At 40.4% G+C, this 14279-nt stretch carries 16 protein-coding genes; 1 reads left to right on the top strand and 15 read right to left on the bottom strand.

Going from position 1 to position 14279, the window contains the following annotated elements:
- From ACWIUD_RS08505 to ACWIUD_RS08445, 13 genes are all read right to left on the bottom strand, one after another.
- On the bottom strand, nucleotides 1–1071 hold a 1071-nt coding region (locus ACWIUD_RS08505; protein ID WP_454148507.1), incomplete at its 3' end, for a hypothetical protein.
- Nucleotides 1043–1177: a hypothetical protein gene (locus ACWIUD_RS08500; RefSeq protein WP_454148506.1), complete on the bottom strand. Its 135-nt coding sequence runs from the start codon at nucleotides 1175–1177 to the stop codon at nucleotides 1043–1045. The genes ACWIUD_RS08505 and ACWIUD_RS08500, both read right to left, overlap by 29 nt.
- Before the next feature lie 44 nt (nucleotides 1178–1221).
- Nucleotides 1222–3852: a heavy metal translocating P-type ATPase gene (locus tag ACWIUD_RS08495; RefSeq protein WP_454148505.1), complete on the bottom strand. Its 2631-nt coding sequence runs from the start codon at nucleotides 3850–3852 to the stop codon at nucleotides 1222–1224.
- A gap of 31 nt (nucleotides 3853–3883) precedes the next feature.
- The gene (locus tag ACWIUD_RS08490; RefSeq protein ID WP_454148504.1) at nucleotides 3884–4312 is read right to left on the bottom strand and encodes a hypothetical protein; all 429 of its coding nucleotides are present in this window, start codon (nucleotides 4310–4312) and stop codon (nucleotides 3884–3886) included.
- 49 nt (nucleotides 4313–4361) lie between these two features.
- A complete protein-coding gene (locus tag ACWIUD_RS08485) occupies nucleotides 4362–5252 on the bottom strand; it encodes a tellurite resistance TerB family protein (protein ID WP_454148503.1) in 891 nt (296 codons plus the stop codon).
- A gap of 11 nt (nucleotides 5253–5263) precedes the next feature.
- On the bottom strand, nucleotides 5264–5512 hold the full coding sequence (locus ACWIUD_RS08480) for a hypothetical protein (RefSeq protein WP_454148502.1): 249 nt from the start codon (nucleotides 5510–5512) through the stop codon (nucleotides 5264–5266).
- Nucleotides 5513–5522: 10 nt separating this feature from the next.
- Entirely contained in the window at nucleotides 5523–6299 is a 777-nt protein-coding gene (locus ACWIUD_RS08475; protein ID WP_454148500.1) for an HdrB C-terminal domain-containing protein, read from the bottom strand.
- Nucleotides 6299–6982, bottom strand: a complete 684-nt coding sequence (locus ACWIUD_RS08470; protein WP_454148499.1) for a DUF5644 domain-containing protein — start codon at nucleotides 6980–6982, stop codon at nucleotides 6299–6301. The genes ACWIUD_RS08475 and ACWIUD_RS08470 overlap by 1 nt, the downstream gene beginning before the upstream one ends.
- On the bottom strand, nucleotides 6979–8748 hold the full coding sequence (locus tag ACWIUD_RS08465) for a M3 family oligoendopeptidase (RefSeq protein ID WP_454148497.1): 1770 nt from the start codon (nucleotides 8746–8748) through the stop codon (nucleotides 6979–6981). The genes ACWIUD_RS08470 and ACWIUD_RS08465 overlap by 4 nt, the downstream gene beginning before the upstream one ends.
- A 38-nt stretch (nucleotides 8749–8786) precedes the next feature.
- Nucleotides 8787–9911, bottom strand: coding sequence for a molecular chaperone DnaJ (gene dnaJ / locus ACWIUD_RS08460; RefSeq protein WP_454148495.1), 1125 nt, complete (start codon nucleotides 9909–9911; stop codon nucleotides 8787–8789).
- Nucleotides 9912–9970: 59 nt separating this feature from the next.
- Nucleotides 9971–10081 (bottom strand): LpxL/LpxP family acyltransferase, encoded by a 111-nt coding sequence (locus tag ACWIUD_RS08455; RefSeq protein ID WP_454135715.1) that lies wholly within the window; start codon nucleotides 10079–10081, stop codon nucleotides 9971–9973.
- Nucleotides 10078–10383, bottom strand: coding sequence for a hypothetical protein (locus ACWIUD_RS08450; protein WP_454148493.1), 306 nt, complete (start codon nucleotides 10381–10383; stop codon nucleotides 10078–10080). Before ACWIUD_RS08450 ends, ACWIUD_RS08455 begins: the two co-directional genes overlap by 4 nt.
- Nucleotides 10384–10472: 89 nt before the next feature.
- The gene (locus ACWIUD_RS08445) at nucleotides 10473–11462 is read right to left on the bottom strand and encodes a hypothetical protein (RefSeq protein ID WP_454148491.1); all 990 of its coding nucleotides are present in this window, start codon (nucleotides 11460–11462) and stop codon (nucleotides 10473–10475) included.
- Between the two features lie 152 nt (nucleotides 11463–11614).
- On the opposite strand from ACWIUD_RS08445, the gene ACWIUD_RS08440 reads away from it, so the two are divergent.
- The gene (locus ACWIUD_RS08440) at nucleotides 11615–11818 is read left to right on the top strand and encodes a hypothetical protein (protein ID WP_454148489.1); all 204 of its coding nucleotides are present in this window, start codon (nucleotides 11615–11617) and stop codon (nucleotides 11816–11818) included.
- Nucleotides 11819–11994: 176 nt separating this feature from the next.
- On the opposite strand, the gene ACWIUD_RS08435 is transcribed toward ACWIUD_RS08440, so the two are convergent.
- Both ACWIUD_RS08435 and pta read right to left on the bottom strand, forming a co-directional pair.
- A complete protein-coding gene (locus tag ACWIUD_RS08435) occupies nucleotides 11995–13194 on the bottom strand; it encodes an acetate kinase (protein ID WP_454148487.1) in 1200 nt (399 codons plus the stop codon).
- Nucleotides 13195–13215: 21 nt separating this feature from the next.
- Nucleotides 13216–14217 carry a phosphate acetyltransferase gene (gene pta / locus ACWIUD_RS08430; RefSeq protein WP_454148485.1) on the bottom strand — a complete coding sequence of 334 codons (1002 nt, stop codon included), beginning with the start codon at nucleotides 14215–14217 and terminating at the stop codon, nucleotides 13216–13218.
- Nucleotides 14218–14279 lie beyond the last annotated feature (62 nt).

The raw sequence follows: 14279 nt of genomic DNA, 5'->3' as shown, positions 1-14279 counted from the left end.
GCTAGTCATTATTTGCAAATTATTCATCGTGCGGATATTGCTTTTGTAAAGTTCGGTAATTGGTGTATGCAGGGCAAAATCATCGCGCTTTTCTTTCACGCGCACGACAAAATACTCGCCACTCTCCAAAATATCATAAAAATCAGCGTCTTTTAGCGCAAGGCGAGAGAAATCAGCCGTAATGTATGGCGCAGGACTTCCGCTTTTATCGACTATTAGCATTTTTAGCGGATATTCCTTGCCTAACTCAAAATTATCCCCAAAATCCAAAATAATTTTAGAATTACCATCTTTAAAATGCACCTGCGAAGTGCGTGGCGCAGTGTGGTAATAAATCGATATGTGCGAGTTTTTGGCGTCCAAATCGCCCGTGTTGTTGTAGTTTGTAAAGTCATCTTTGCTTTGATTGATTTTTATCATATAATTATCGATAGTAAGCGTGACATTTGCGCTACCAAAGGCAAAATGCACTCCATTGCAACCATTTCTATCGCTAAAATAGCACCCCACAGCGGGATTTATCGTGCCTAAATTATTTAGCGTTATATTCACGGGATTGTCGCTGTAATGCGTATAGATTCCGCCCATAGTGTCGTGATTTGCGATATTTATGCTTGTGCCACCCTCCATATAAATCCCGCTATTTATCTTTCCAAAGTTTGCAAAATGCGTGATTTTGCTATTTTCTTTCAAAGTGAAGGTTTGGTCGTTTTGTCCGCTTGGATTTGGCGGTGCGGTGATTGTTGAGTGATTTTCAAAAGAATCAATTTGCGTTTGGATGGTAATGGTGCTTTGAGAAGTGAAATCGGCGGTGTTTGTGATTGTGCTTTGCGGAGTTGTTATCGTGCAATTATTTGGAGCGTCTTTGCAAAGGGTGGAGAGTTCGGTGGCGGATAGATTCTGCGAAGCGATGAAAATACATAAAAATTTGCAAAGATTCTGCGATTTGCAGAATCTGTGAGATTTAACCCACCCCCTTAATCCCCCTCCGCAAGGGAGGGGGAATTTTTGAATCGCAGAATCTACCCCAAGATTCTGCGATTTATGTGTGAGTTTTTTCGCTTCGCTCAAAATGACAAAATATACTAGATTCTGCGATTTTCGTGCGAATCGCAGAATCTGCGAATTTATAAAATCCCCCCCCCCACGCAATCAGCATAAATAGCAATCTTTTCATTTCCCACCTCCGCAAAAATAAAACGAAATTATTGCGTAAAAATATTAAATTTTCGCAGAATCTTGCAGAGATTTCATTGTAGATTCTGCGTTTCGCTTGATTTTTAGCGAATTTAGGACGACTAATATCGAGCTAAAACTCATACTAATCGCCGCAAAGAGCGGGATTATAAGCCCTGCCATCGCAATGGGGATTGTAAGTAGATTGTAAATTATGCTAATTTTTATGTTTTGCTTAATCGTGGCGTAGGTTTTTAGCGCGATTTTGTGCGCTAAACGCAAACTTTGCAGACTATCATCAAGCAAAACAATATCGCTAGATTCGATTGCCACATCGCTCCCCGCGCCCATAGAAATGGCTATGTCGCTTTTGTTTAGCGCGATTGCGTCATTTATGCCATCGCCTATCATTACGACTTTGTGCCCTTTTCCGCGGAGTTTGTCAATAAATGCGCTTTTGTCGATTGGGGATTGTTCGGCGTAAAATTCAGCGATTTTTAGCGAATCTGCGATTGATTTCACCACTGCGAATCTATCGCCACTTAAAATTACCACGCGAAATCCTTGTGATTGAAACTCTGTAATCGCCTCTTTTGCGCCATTTTTTAGCCTATCTTTCAAATCAAAAATCGCCACTAATTCGCCATCTATTGCGTAGTAAAATTTACTTGAATCGGATTTGTCCCTTAAATCCAAATCCGCAAATTTCACGCCACATTCGTGCATAAAGGATTCGCTTCCGCCTAAAAGCTCCAAATCGCCACATTTTGCGCTTATGCCTTTTTGGGAGATTTGCTTAAAATCAGTAATCACACTTTTGGATTTGCGCCCAAAATCGCTTTTAGATTCGTGATTAGATTCGATAGATTCGCCTAAAAATTCTGCGATTCCTTTGCTTATCGGGTGCGTATTTAAAAGCACAAAATCACGCAAGATTAGCACTTCATATTCGCGCAATTTCACTTCGCCCACGACTTTTGGTTTGCCAAAAGTGAGCGTCCCCGTTTTGTCAAACACAATGCAATCGCTTTTGGCAAAACTCTCCAAAAACCGCGCCTCTTTGAAAAGCAATTTGCGTTTGTAAGCCTCTGTGATACCGATAATCGTAGCAATCGGCGTAGCAAGGGCAAGAGCGCAGGGACAAGCGATGATTATCACGCTGACTGCGACAATCATCGCCTTTTCAAAACTGCCCGAACTCCACGCCCAAAACGCAAATGTCGCCACCGCACAGAGCAACACAAACGCGCTAAAATGATAAGAAATCGCATTTGCCTTTGTCTCAATGGTGGGCTTTTTGGTGATTGAGTCCTGAATTAAATTTATGATATTATTTAGCGTTGAATCTTCAAAAATCCGCGTGGCACGATAAAAAATCGTCCGCTCCAAATTTATAGAGCCTGAAATTAGCGGGGCGTTTTGGGATTTTGTCTCTAACGCCGATTCGCCTGTAAGCATTGAGCTGTCGATTGTCGCGCTTGGGGATAGCAAAATGCCATCGATTGCGATTTTTTCGCCTACTTTGACTTGGATAATGTCGCCTATTTGCACTTCTTCGGGGCTAATTGTTTTTAGCGTGCTTCTCTCAAAGTCCGCCGATTCGCATACGCTTACAATCGTAGGCACACTTAGATTTAGCCTATCAATGCTGTCCCCCGCGCTTTTTTTAGTGGTAATCTCCAAAAATTTACCGATTAGCACAAAAGTGATAATCATCGTAACGCTTTCAAAATAAGTCTCGCCACTATGCGTTAGCGCGGCATAAATCGAATAAATATACGCCAAAGTCGCGCCTGTGGCGACAAGCAAATCCATATTTATAAAGCCATTTTTTAGCCCAAAATAGCCACTGCGAAAAAATATAAAGCCCGAAAAAAACAGCGTGGGCGTGGCTAGGGCGAATCCCGCCAAATTTAAAATATCCTTAATGTCCCGCTCCATACCCAAAAAATACCCGCTATACTGCGCCACCGCAATCCACATAATATTCATCGTGCAAAAAATGCCCACAATCATTCGCGTGTAGTAGCTTTTGCGCTCTTTTGCGTTGATATTTTCTAGCATTTTTGGGTCGTAGCCTTGCGCGTCATAGCCGATTGCGCGGATTTTAGCGATAATCGCGCTTAGTGGGATTTGATTTTTATCAAAGATAATTTTTGCTTTGTTGTTTGTGAAATTTATATCCGCGCTGATAATGCCCTGTGTAGCGTTTAAAATCTTTTGATTTAGCCACACACACGCAATGCAGTGAATACCCTCGATGATGAGGGAAACTTCGCAAAGCTTAGATTCGCTTGTCATTGCGAGATTCTGCGAAGCAGAATCGTGGCAATCCACAGGATTTGTGGCAAAGCAACTATCTATGGCGTCTTGTTTGGATTGCTTCGGCAAATCTATCGATTTGCCTCGCAATGACGATTTATCCAAAATCTTAATATATTTTTTTGCATAAGATTCGCTATCAAATTTTGCCAAATCATCGTTAAGTGGCTCTTTTGGCGGAGTGAGTGTGGTTGTGCCAATTTTGTTGTAAAATTCGCCTAAATTGCATTCGCCTAAAAGCGTGAAAACGCCCTCACACCCCGGGCAGCAAAAATATTCTACCTTGCCATTTATGACTTTTTTAAAAAGCGCGGATTTTTCATACTTCAAATGGCAGTGAGAGCAGGATTTCATCGAAAGTTACGAATCTTATTGGTGTAAAAAATTACTTGAAAACATACAGCGCAAGGGTAACTGCGCCCACTACCAAAGCACCAAAGGCGACTTGCAAGGCAATCATCCATTTTAGCAAATCGTATTTTATGCCGTCAAATCTTTTATACACGCCATCAAATCTTTGATTCATATCGCCTTTTAACGCAACAATATCTTCTTTTATAGACACAATGTCCTCTTTGACAGCCATTATGTCTTCTTTTACAGCCATAATGTCCTCTTTTAAAGCCATAATGTCGCCTTTTGTGGCGAAATTATCCAAGTTTTTTGTGTCTTTGTTGCTTTGCTCTAAAATTGAATCGGCGATTTCTACCACGCCCTCTTTGATTTTCTCTCTATTTTCGCTAGAAATGTTCGCAAAACAAGTGCTGATAAAATTATCAATCAAAATCCGTGTGCTTTTATTTACCGCTACCATTTTAAGTCCTTTGCGCAAAAATTTTTAGCATTATATCCTAAAATCTGCGTTATTTTGTATTTGATTTCGCAGAATCTACGCTAGATTCTGCGATTTTGCCACTTGAATCTATATTAGATTCTGCGCTAGATTCTGCGATTTTCGCAGAATCTGCGAGCGATTCACCTAAAACCTTATACGCACTATCGATTTCGCGTAAAATTTCATTATCAAATTGCTTATTTAGGCTCTTAAAAATATTTTGCTTTTTTGCCTTTATCGCGCTGTGGTAGGCGTTTTCTAAATCTGCGCGAGTAAAATTTTCATTTAGCCCAAGCACCTCCATCGCCTTTTTCTTTGACATTGCCACTGCGCCTTGTGCGAATTTTGCCTCAAAGTCATCATAGATTTTATTAAAATCATCATTATTTAGCTCAAAAATCGCCGCCACATCGATGATTTTTTCTCTCTCCGCCTCTGATAAAATCCCATCCGCATAAGCCAATGCAAACAAAAACTCCACGACTTTAACGCGCTTTTTATACTCGCCCTTTGTCGCCTCTACAAAGGCACTTGCCAAAGCGTCCAAATCATCGCTTGCATTATCAAAAATGCTTTGCAAACTACGCCTTGCGTCTTTATAATCTTTATATTGATTGATTTCATCTGCCATATCATCTAGCATATCTTTGATGAGTTCGCGCTCTAACGCACACACTTCGCCATCGCTCCGCGCTACATTTGCCAAAATCTGTGTCAAAATCCCAAACTCGCCCTTTTTGATTTTATCCTCATCGGTTATCATCTCATAGGGGCTATCCTCTGGCTTATACTCGCTTTTAAAACTCTCGCCTAAATCCTTGCTTTGCATTGGATTATATGGATTTTTCATATAGTCGCTAAAACTATTATAAAGCATATAAAGCACGCCCCCTGCGATGATTAAAAGTAAAATCTCCATTTTTCGTCCTTTTATTTTTGGTTTTGCTCTTTTTTCTCTAAAATGCGCTTTTCTTCTAATGATAACTTTTGCTCGTTTTTCTCCCGCACCATCTCTTTAAACGCCTCGCTTTCTTCAAGCGCAGAATCTCTCTTTGGCGAAATGCAAAGGATTGCAAAGACAAATGCGCCCAAAATGCACGCCATCATCAAATCGCCACTAATTACCTGCCAAAGGGCGATGACAATTATCGATAATGCGACTTTTAGCGCAAACTTCATCGCTAACTCTTTACAAAAAATCTGGCGCGAATTTGTGGTAGCGAAAGTTTAGCGCACTCTCATTGCGCTCACCAAATGCCAAGAGCAAAAGCTGTGGCAAAAAAAGCACGGGCATATCGCCTAAATTGCGATTTGCGATTCGCGCCAAAGATTTGCGCTCTTTGTCAAAAATCTCATAATTTCCCATCGAAGTGCTTAAAATAAAATCGCTACCGCAATCAAGGGCGGATTCGTAGCATTTCGCGCTATATTTCAACGCTAATTCTTTGTTTGGCAATTTGAAAAAATCGCTAACTTCGATGAAATTAACTTTTATATTTATCGCCTCCAAAATCGCGCTCAAAGGTTCAGCGGTATTTGAATCGCTACAAAAAACCGCTACGCTAAAATCGCTCAAATCGCTTTTAAGATTTGCGCGAATCTTATCGCAAGATTCGCCCAAAAGATTCACCAAATGCGATATTTTCGTATCTTGGCTATATTGCAATTTAAATCGCGCCAACTCGCCTTCAATCGTGCTATAAAGATTTGGATTTTCATCAATTTTATTTTTAGAAAATGTGATATTTTTAAATGCGTCATCTTCTAAAATAAGCAAATCTCGTCCCTTTGATAGCGCGATATTATAGGCGTTTGCGACAAAAAATCGCTTTTCATTTAGCAAATAATTGCCCCCATAAAATTCAAACTTTTCGCTATCCACCGCTTCAATGTCAAGTCGCTTAAATAGCGCGATTACTGATGAAATCAGCGATAAATTATCATAATAATGATAGATTAGATTCATCAAATGTCCTTTATAATGCTGTATTTTTGGGCGTTTGCCTTTTTTAGCTTTGCAATATAGGGCAGATTCGCGCTAAAAAGCTCTCTTTGCAAACTCTCAATCTCATCATCAATGCTCTTATCAGGCGGATAAATCAAATCTTTTGTAGCGATGTGATTTATAATCCCGCGCTCAAAATCAAAAATCGACTCAAATAATTCTGTCGCATTGTCTTGGTAATGCAACGCCATCCATTTCACAAACAACGCCCATCCATCGCCCACATAATCGCGCAAATCCAAAGGCGAAATGAGATTTATCAAAATGTATTTTTTAAATTCGCTTTTTGATTCGGCATTCAAAAATGTGAATTTTTCTAATTGCGGGGCATAAAGCGCGAAAACTTCGTCTTTATTTATCAGCAAATCTTTTAGTGCGTATTTTTGACATAGCGAATCTATCGCAAGATTCGCCCCAAAATGCGCATAAATCTCCGCTAATTTCACATTGCTAAAAATCGCTTTGCCATTTATGCGAAAGCCAAAGGATTCTTTGTCATAAGTGAAATTTTCTAGCGTTTTTTCAACTTCTTTCATCAAATCTTTTAGGCTTAAACTTTCATCAATGTCGATTTTCACGCGCTCATAATGCTCGTTGTAGTCGAATTTCGCGTCAAATCGAAACACGCTTATTTCAAATCTCATTTTGCTCCCCCTTTTTTATTAGATTCTGCGCCACAGCACGATTCAAATTCATTCAAAAGACTTTTAACTTCATTTATCCCAACCCTCCAAAACGCAGAATCTTCAATATCAAAGCCAAAAATTTTCACCAAATCTTTTGGCGATTTTGAACCACCAGCGGACAAAAACGCCGTGTATTTTGGGACAAATGATTTTTTGTCTTTTTTGTAAAGTCCAAAGAGTGCCAAACTCAAAAGCTGCCCATAAGAGTATGCGTAGCAGTAAAATGGCGAGTGAATAAAGTGCGGGATATAGCTCCACCAAAGCGCGTAATTTTTAGTGAGTTTTAGTGAATCGCCAAACATTTTTGCATTTTCGCTCTGCCAAATTTCGCTTAAAGATTCAACGCTTAATTCATCGCTTTTTGAATGAATCTTGCGCTCAAAATTTGTCATCACCACCTGCCTAAAAAGCGTGGAGAAAATATCCTCAATTTTCCCTGCATAAAGGGCGGTTAGCTCTTTGCCGCTCAATTTTTGCTTCATTTTATCAAAAAGCAACATTTCGCCAAAAACACTCGCCGTTTCAGCCGTTGTAAGCGGTGTGTCCATATTCAAATAGCCCACGCTTTTGCTTAACTCTTGGTGAATCGCGTGTCCAAATTCGTGTGCGATAGTGAAAATATCGCGCCTCCCGCCTGTGTAGTTTAGTAGCACAAAAGGGTGTGCGTGTGGTGTCGCGCCGTGCGAAAATGCCCCGCCTCTTTTGTCATTTCTTGGGTGTGAATCTACCCAGCCGTTTTTGAATGCCTCTTGCGCGATTTTGCCAAATGCGGGGCTAAAATCGCTGTAAGTTTGCAAAACCAAATCTTTTGCCTCTGCGTAGGGGATTTTGGCGTTTGATTCAAAGTTTAGCGGTGCGTATCTATCAAAATCTTTTAGCTTTTTTATGCCTAAAAGGCGCGATTTTAGGCGATAGTAGCGATGAACTAGCGCGAAATTTGATTCGACAATCTTTATCATCGAATCCACGCTTTTTTGGGAGATTTGATTATCAATGTGGCGAAACGATTCGCTCAACTCATAGCCACGCAATTCGCGTGAAATCGCCGTATCTTTTTTGATAATATTTATAATGTAGCTTAAAATATGCGCGGATTTTTTGAGATTTTTTGTCATTGCTTTTTGTGCGCTTTTTCGCACTGCACGGCTTTTGTCGTGGAGTTTGGATAAAATCTCTTCTTCGTTTAAAATTTGCGAATCTAGCTTAAAACGCATTTTGCTAATATGCTCATCAAAAAGTCTGCTAAACGCATTTGCGCCCACAGGGGAGAGTTTTAAGATGATTTTTTCTTCTACCTTGCTTAAAGAGTGCTTTTTTTGTGCGAAAATTTTGGAGAGATAATATTTGTAATTTTTGCTTTGAGAGATAAGACTTTTTGCGATTTTGTCGCTATTTTTTGATAGCTCGGCAAATTCCACTTCAAAAAATATGACAACGCTTTGAATCTCGTTGGCGACAAGCTCATATTTTGCGTAGATTCCGCCGTTTTTGGTATCCTTTGCAAAAAGCAAAAACGCATAAGTGGCGATTCGCGCTAATCCCTCGCAAATCCCCTCATACTCGCGCATAACGCTATCAATATCGTTTATTTTTGCAATATTGCCACTATATTTTTTTTCAAAATTTTGTGCGCGAATCTTTAAATCTTTTGCGAATCTATCCACTTCTTTTGTGCTTTTAAAAAGTGGGCTTAAATCCCACACATCGATATTTTCTTTATTCATTTTTTACTCCATTTTTGCAAATTATAGCAGAATCTAACTCATTCTAACCATTCTTTAATTTTATCCAAACAACTATCCAAAATCCCCTTGTGTGGCTCACTTTTTAGCCCAAAGGATTTATGCAAATCCTCTGCGATTTTGCGCTGCTCTGCTGTGAGTTTTTCACTTGGATAAGTGATTTTGATTTGGACGATAAATCGCCCTTTTTGGCTACTATTTAGGCTTTTTACGCCCTCATTTTTGAAAACAAATTGTTCTTTGTCTTTGGCGTTTGGCGGGATTTTTAACTCTAATTCGCCCCGCAAACTAGGCACTTTTATGCTTCCACCCAAAATAATATTTGTAAAAAACACGGGGATTTCGATATAAATATCGCTCCCGTGCCTAATATAATGCGAATCTTCGCTCACATCAATGATAATGTATAAATCCCCGCGTTCCCCGCTTGGTAGCTTGTGTCCGTGATTTGAAGCGCGGATTCGATTGTCTGTATCGATGCCTTCTGGGATTTCGATAGTGAATTTTTCCTCTAATTGCGTGAATTTTTTGCCATTGCATTTGGGGCATTTATCTTTGATGATTTCGCCTAATCCACCGCATTTTGGGCAAGTTTGCGCAAAAGTCATAAAGCCACTGCGCGTATAAACCTTGCCCTGCCCTTTACACGCACCACATTGCTCTTTTGATTTTGCGCCACTGCCTTTGCATTCCTCGCAATATGCTCTATATGAATTTTTGATTTCTTTTTTGCAACCAAAGACAGCTTCTTTGAAACTCAAATTTAGCACAATAGCAAAGTCCGATTCAAAGCCACTTTGTCTCCGATTCGTGCCAAATCCACCGCCAAATCCACTCCCAAAAACGCTCTCAAATATAGAGCCAATGTCGCCAAAAATATCGCCAAAATCTTTTCCGCTAAAACCGCTAAATCCGCTGTTTTCTAACCCTGCCTTGCCATATTTGTCATAAATCTCGCGTTTGCTATCATCGCTAAGCACTTGATAGGCTTCATTGATTTGCTTAAATTTTTCCTCCGCGTCCTTGTCGCCCTCATTTCTATCGGGATGATATTTTAGGGCAAGTTTGCGATAAGCCTTTTTTATAATCTCTTTGTCGCTTGTTTTCTGGACTTCAAGCACTTCGTAATAATCAAATTCTTCCAAAATCTACCTCGAATCTTTAAAATTTGCAAAATTGTAATTGTGGCAAAAAATTGCTGATTTTATACATAAAGCTCACGATATTTTCCTTTGAATCGCCTATGAAACCAAAACCACTCATCTGGTTTCTCACGGATTATGCGCTCTGTAAAGTCGCTTTGCGCCTGTGTCATTGCCAAAATATCCGCCAGCGTGATTTTTTCATCAAAGCATTTGTGTAGTCCAAAATTTTTAACCTTTCATTTACAGAGTTGCAAAAATGCGAAATTATAGCAGAAAAGATTGTTTTAAGGGGTAGATTCTGCGATTTTATTTTGAAAATAATGCTAGATTCTGCGGATTTTGTTTGATTTTCGCAGAATCTCGCGAATTTGGGGCAGATTCTGCGAATCTTACATATTTTCGCAGAATCTTGGCGTAGAATCTCGCAAATTTTTGGCAGATTCTGCGAATCGTGCGAAATAAATTTTGTCATATTGAGACTTTGAAAAAGTCGAAATATCTCAAAAATTTAAAAAAAGAGATTCTTCGCTTTGCACTTCGCATTCGCGCGAGACAAGGTTTTTACCACTCAACACTACCCGTAGAAGCAAGTGGTATGATTCTATCGTAATTGCCTCCGCTGTATGTATAGCTCATACGCAAATAGCTACAAAAGTCATCTTTGTCATAATCATCGCTTAATCTGCTAGGGTTAAAGTGCATATTGCCATCGCGGGGATTTATCCACAGCACGGGCAGTCCGCTTATATCTTTGCATAGTTTGCGCTTCTTGCCTTTTTCGTCCGTGCCGATGGCGTAAATGCCATTATTTCCCGCCTTCCACCTGCTTTCATCAAGTTCTGCAATTTCCATAATCCACTCGCCCCAATCTTTGCCATTTGGTGCTTTGCGTTTATTTACATCGATATTATCCGCAAAGACTTTCGCTACAATCGCCTTTTGCGCTGATGCTAAGTCGCTTCTCGCGATTGATACTTGTGCACGCATCCCAGTGGCTGTAAATCTAGGCACGGCAACTGCCATAAATAATAAAAATATTATAAAAAGTGGTGTTAATAAAAAAACTATAAACCACCCCACAGACGCCTCTTTTGGTTGCTCACTATAAACGCAATTTTTGCTAAATGCAAGATATAAAAATGCTATAAAATTTATATATGGAATGGCAAGTAAAAATCTAATCCCCACACCACAGCCAAATTTTCCACCTAATTTAAATGCCAAAACAAGACGCATAATCAAAAATGGCAAGGCAAAAAGAATGACTATCAAGGCATAAGCATCCTCTTCTCCCGTGAGAGATACTACGACTAGCCCCATAATAATGCCAAAAAATTGAATCATTACCACCACAAGAAAGCCCACGCCAAAGCCAACGCCACCTGCGACTTTGCCTAAAATATAGGCATTGTAAAATGGCACGATTGCCGCCCAACCCTCTTCGCCACCTTTTTCAAAGATTTTCCACCACGAGACAACAAGTGCCACTAGATACGCAATCACAAGCAATACAAGTAAAAATCCAAGCAATGCTAACAATCCATTATCCATAATCAATCCTTTAAATTAAAATTTCTAAAAACGAATTTTGCCCCCCCCCAACCTTAAATTTCGCTGAAAAATATGAGAAATTTTGAAAATTTGTGAATTTTTTTGATTTTTTGTGAATTTTTGTGAATTTTTGTGAAAAAAAATGCAGATTTTTGGGATTTTTTAAAAGCAGATTCTGCGTTTTTCGCCTAAAATCGCAGAATCTAAACGCAGAATCTAAACGCAGAATCTATAAATTCGCAGAATCTCAAATAAAGTTTTTGTTGTTGCGAGATTCTGTGTTAGCGAATCGTGGCAATCTATTTTATGCTTTTGAATATGTGGATTGCTTCGGTCGCTTCGCTCCCTCGCAATGACGGATTATTTTGGGATTTTTACCCACCCCCTTAATCCCCCTCCGCAAGGGAGGGGGAAACAATAACGCAGATTCTGCGTTTTTTTGACTTTTTTTGTGCTAGATTCTGCGTTTTTCGCCTAAAATCGCAGAATCTAAACGCAGAATCTATAAATTCGCAGAATCTAACAAAAAATCCTACAACTTCGACACGATTTCATAAGTATCCTGCGCGATTACTAGCTCTTCGTTTGTGGGGATTACGCAGACTTTGACTTTTGAGTCCGCCGTAGAGATTAACGCTTCTTTGCCGATGGTGGCGACATTTACGCCGACATCTAATTGCACTCCCAAAAATCCCAAATGCTCCACGATTAGTCCGCGAATATACACGGCGTTTTCGCCCACCCCAGCGCAAAATGCAATCGCATCTACGCCATTCATCGCTGCCATATATGAGCCGATGTATTTTGCCACGCGGTAGGCAAATACGCGCCTTGCAAGTGCGGCAAGCTCGTTGCCACTGCCTTCTGCGGCAAGTAAGTCTCTAAAATCGCTTGATAGCTTTGAGATTCCAAGCACGCCACTTTTTTTGTTTAGCACATTTAAAATCTCATCAATATTTAGATTTTCCTTTTTTGCGATATATTGAAGCACCGCAGGGTCTAAATCCCCACTGCGCGTCCCCATAGCGATTCCTTCCAAAGGCGAAAGCCCCATACTTGTATCAATGCTTTTGCCGTTTTGAACCGCACAGAGCGAACTTCCATTGCCTAAATGGCAAGTGATAATTTTGGAGTTGTTTATATCTAATCCCAAAAATTCCGCTGTCCGTTTGCTTACAAACTTATGACTAGTGCCGTGAAAGCCGTATTTGCGGACTTTGTATTTCTCATACCACTCATAAGGCAATGCGTAAAGATACGCGCGGGGTGGCATACTTTGGTGAAATGAAGTGTCAAAAACGCACACCATAGGCGTATTTGGCATTAGCTCTCTGCAACCTAGTAGCCCCATCAAGTGCGCGGGATTATGAAGCGGGGCTAAATCGCTACACGCCTCAATTTTTGCGATGACATCATCGGTAACTAAAACGGAGTTAAAGAAAAACTCGCCTCCGTGCACGATTCGATGTCCTATCGCCTCAATTTCATCAAGCGATTCAACCACGCCACATTCTTTATCCGCCAAAATATCAAAGACATATTTTATCGCGCTTTTATGGTCTGGCATAGGCATTTGCCGCTCGATTTTCTGCCCGCGCGCCTTGTATTTTAACACGCTACCTTCTAAATAAATCCTATCACACATTCCATCTGCCAAAACTTCGCTATTTTCCATATTTATAAGTCGATATTTGAGCGATGAACTACCGCAATTTATTACTAAAACTTTCATTTTTTCTCCCTTTTGTTGAATTTATAGCGATTGTAACGCCGTAATCGCAATCGTGCCGACAATATCATCGCTACTGCACCCGCGTGACAAGTCATTTATCGGTTGCGCCAATCCTTGCGTGATAGGACCATAGGCGTCTGCGTGTGCGAATCGTTGCACTAGCTTGTAGCCGATATTTCCTGCGTCAATGTCTGGGAAAATCAGCACATTCGCACTTCCTGCGATTTTTGAATGCGGTGCTTTTGCCTTGCCTACGGATTCAATGATTGCCGCATCAAGTTGCAACTCGCCATCTATCAGTAGATTGCTATCAGTTTCTTTTGCAATATGAAGCGCACGAAGCACTTTATCGACTTTTTCGTGCTTTGCGCTACCATAAGTTGAGTGGCTTAAAAGCGCGACTTTTGGCACACCGCCCGTTAAACTATGAAAAGTTTTTGCGCTAGAAATTGCGATTTGCGCAAGTTCATTTTCATTTGGATTTTGGATAAGCGCGCAATCTGCAAAGCCAAAAATCCCACCAAACTTGTGCTGGTAGCCAAGTGGCGAATCTTTTAGCACCATTAGCATAAATGTGGATACGACTTTTACCCCGCTTTGTGTGCCTACGATTTGCAGAGCGGCGCGAAGCACATCAGCAGTTGGGGATAGCGACCCAGCCACCATTCCATCCGCCTTTTTATCGCGCACCAAAGCCGCGCCAAAATAAAGCGGATTGTTTGTCAGTAATTCCACTGCCTTTTCTTTTGTCATTCCCTTGTGTGCGCGAAGTTCAACTAGCAAATCCACATATTTTGGCAAAAGCGAAGAAGTGGCAGGATTTATAATCTCCGCCTTGCTAATGTCAAATCCTGTGGCTTTTTTGCGCACTTTGCTTTCATCGCCAAGCAAAATTATTTTTGCAAAGCCGTCATTTAGCACCTTTGCCGCCGCTTCAATCACGCGAATATCATCGGTTTCTGGCAAAACGATTGCCTTTTGATATTTTCGCGCCTTATCCTTAATCTCATCGATAAATTCCATCTGTCGCTCCTTTTTCTTTAAAGTGGCAAAATAATAACCAACAAAATTTTAATATTTCGCAG

This window comes from Helicobacter sp. 23-1044, assembly GCF_053654695.1.
Note: the sequence above shows the minus strand (reverse complement) of the source record. Positions and strands in the feature narration are given on the sequence as shown.

Excerpts from the sequence above, each read along its gene's own strand:
- ACWIUD_RS08500 (WP_454148506.1), bottom strand. The coding sequence starts at position 1,177 with ATGAAAAGATTGCTATTTATGCTGATTGCGTGGGGGGGGGGATTTTAT.
- ACWIUD_RS08495 (WP_454148505.1), bottom strand. The coding sequence starts at position 3,852 with ATGAAATCCTGCTCTCACTGCCATTTGAAGTATGAAAAATCCGCGCTT.
- ACWIUD_RS08490 (WP_454148504.1), bottom strand. The coding sequence starts at position 4,312 with ATGGTAGCGGTAAATAAAAGCACACGGATTTTGATTGATAATTTTATC.
- ACWIUD_RS08485 (WP_454148503.1), bottom strand. The coding sequence starts at position 5,252 with ATGGAGATTTTACTTTTAATCATCGCAGGGGGCGTGCTTTATATGCTT.
- ACWIUD_RS08480 (WP_454148502.1), bottom strand. The coding sequence starts at position 5,512 with ATGAAGTTTGCGCTAAAAGTCGCATTATCGATAATTGTCATCGCCCTT.
- ACWIUD_RS08475 (WP_454148500.1), bottom strand. The coding sequence starts at position 6,299 with ATGAATCTAATCTATCATTATTATGATAATTTATCGCTGATTTCATCA.
- ACWIUD_RS08470 (WP_454148499.1), bottom strand. The coding sequence starts at position 6,982 with ATGAGATTTGAAATAAGCGTGTTTCGATTTGACGCGAAATTCGACTAC.
- ACWIUD_RS08465 (WP_454148497.1), bottom strand. The coding sequence starts at position 8,748 with ATGAATAAAGAAAATATCGATGTGTGGGATTTAAGCCCACTTTTTAAA.
- ACWIUD_RS08455 (WP_454135715.1), bottom strand. The coding sequence starts at position 10,081 with ATGACACAGGCGCAAAGCGACTTTACAGAGCGCATAATCCGTGAGAAA.
- ACWIUD_RS08450 (WP_454148493.1), bottom strand. The coding sequence starts at position 10,383 with ATGACAAAATTTATTTCGCACGATTCGCAGAATCTGCCAAAAATTTGC.
- ACWIUD_RS08445 (WP_454148491.1), bottom strand. The coding sequence starts at position 11,462 with ATGGATAATGGATTGTTAGCATTGCTTGGATTTTTACTTGTATTGCTT.
- ACWIUD_RS08435 (WP_454148487.1), bottom strand. The coding sequence starts at position 13,194 with ATGAAAGTTTTAGTAATAAATTGCGGTAGTTCATCGCTCAAATATCGA.
- pta (WP_454148485.1), bottom strand. The coding sequence starts at position 14,217 with ATGGAATTTATCGATGAGATTAAGGATAAGGCGCGAAAATATCAAAAG.